Origin of the sequence: Pantoea sp. Morm (genome assembly GCF_016643525.1) — a bacterium.
GTDB lineage: Bacteria > Pseudomonadota > Gammaproteobacteria > Enterobacterales > Enterobacteriaceae > Pantoea > Pantoea dispersa.
In genome coordinates this window covers 1-1,518 of record NZ_VOQX01000245.1, presented here as the reverse complement: position 1 = coordinate 1,518, position 1,518 = coordinate 1, and the positions used below count along the sequence as shown (strand labels likewise).

The 1,518-nt window shown below is 63.1% G+C and carries 1 protein-coding gene; it reads left to right on the top strand.

What is annotated here, in order from left to right:
* Positions 1-104: 104 nt before the first annotated feature.
* Positions 105-1,518 (top strand): DNA mismatch repair endonuclease MutL (mutL, locus tag FT726_RS27275; protein ID WP_346303848.1); only part of this gene is annotated, 1,414 nt, incomplete at its 3' end.

The window sequence follows — 1,518 nt, the reverse complement described above, 5'->3', positions numbered from 1 at the left end:
CGAATAACATGAAGTCGAGCAACGTGATGCTGGGGCAAAATTTAAAGATTCCACAATCCTGATGAGGGGCTGCGCGCAGCCCATACCTGATAAGGATCACCACCATGCCAATACAGATTTTACCGCCTCAGCTGGCGAACCAGATTGCCGCTGGCGAAGTGGTTGAGCGCCCGGCCTCGGTCGTAAAAGAGCTGGTGGAAAACAGCCTTGATGCCGGAGCGACGCGCATTGAGGTCGATATTGAGAAAGGCGGTGCAAAGCTGATCCGCATCCGCGACAACGGCTGCGGCATCGCCCGAGATGAACTGGCGATGGCGCTGGCCCGCCACGCCACCAGCAAGATCGCCTCGCTGGATGATCTGGAGGCGATTGTCAGCCTCGGCTTTCGCGGCGAAGCGCTGGCGAGTATCAGCTCGGTGTCGCGCCTGACGCTGACGTCGCGTACCGCCGATCAGCAGGAAGCCTGGCAGGCCTATGCCGAAGGGCGCGATATGGCGGTGACGGTCAAACCCGCCGCCCACCCGGTGGGAACCTCGCTGGAAGTGCTCGATCTGTTCTACAACACGCCTGCCCGCCGAAAATTCATGCGCACCGAAAAGACCGAGTTCACCCATATTGATGAGGTGATTCGCCGCATTGCGCTGGCGCGTTTCGATGTTGCGATTTCGCTGACGCACAACGGCAAGCTGGTGCGTCAGTATCGCGGCGTGACGCAGGAGGCGCAGCGCGAGCGGCGTCTGGGCGCCATCTGCGGAACGCCTTTCATGCAGCACGCGCTGCGCATTGACTGGCAGCACGACGATCTGGCGCTGCGCGGCTGGGTGGCCGATCCGGCGGGGTCGCGTCAGGTTACCGACCTGCAGTACTGCTACGTTAACGGTCGCATGATGCGCGACAAGCTGATCAATCACGCCATCCGCCAGGCTTATCAAACCCAGCTCGGCGACGATCAGCAGCCGGCCTATGTGCTGTATCTGGAGATCGATCCGCATCAGGTGGATGTTAACGTGCATCCCGCCAAGCACGAGGTGCGTTTTCATCAGTCGCGGCTGGTACATGACTTTATCTGGCAGGGTGTGATGAGCGTGCTGCAGGCCAGTCGCAGCGCCGAATTGCCGCTGGCCCATGCCGAAGAGCCGCCGCCACAGTGGCAGCCGGAAAACCGCCAGGCCGCCGGGACAAATCACTTTGCTCAGCCGGCAACCGGCGCGCGCAGCAGCAGTAGCGGCACCGCATCCGGCGGCACGGGCGCTCAGTGGCAGTCGAAAGAGCCGGGCTATCGCGCGCGTGAAGGGGCGGTTTATCAGCAGCTGATAAAAACGCCGGCGGCGGAAGCGCCACGCGCACCGGCCGCTGAACCCGCGCCACGCCCGGCACCCGCGCGTGAAGCGCCGCTGGCCGCCCACACGCAAAGTTTTGGCCGGGTGCTCAGCGTGGTGCGCGAGCGCTATGCGCTGCTGGAGCGCGGGGAGACCTTGCAGCTGCTGTCATTAAGCGTGGCGGCGCGCTGGCTCAAAC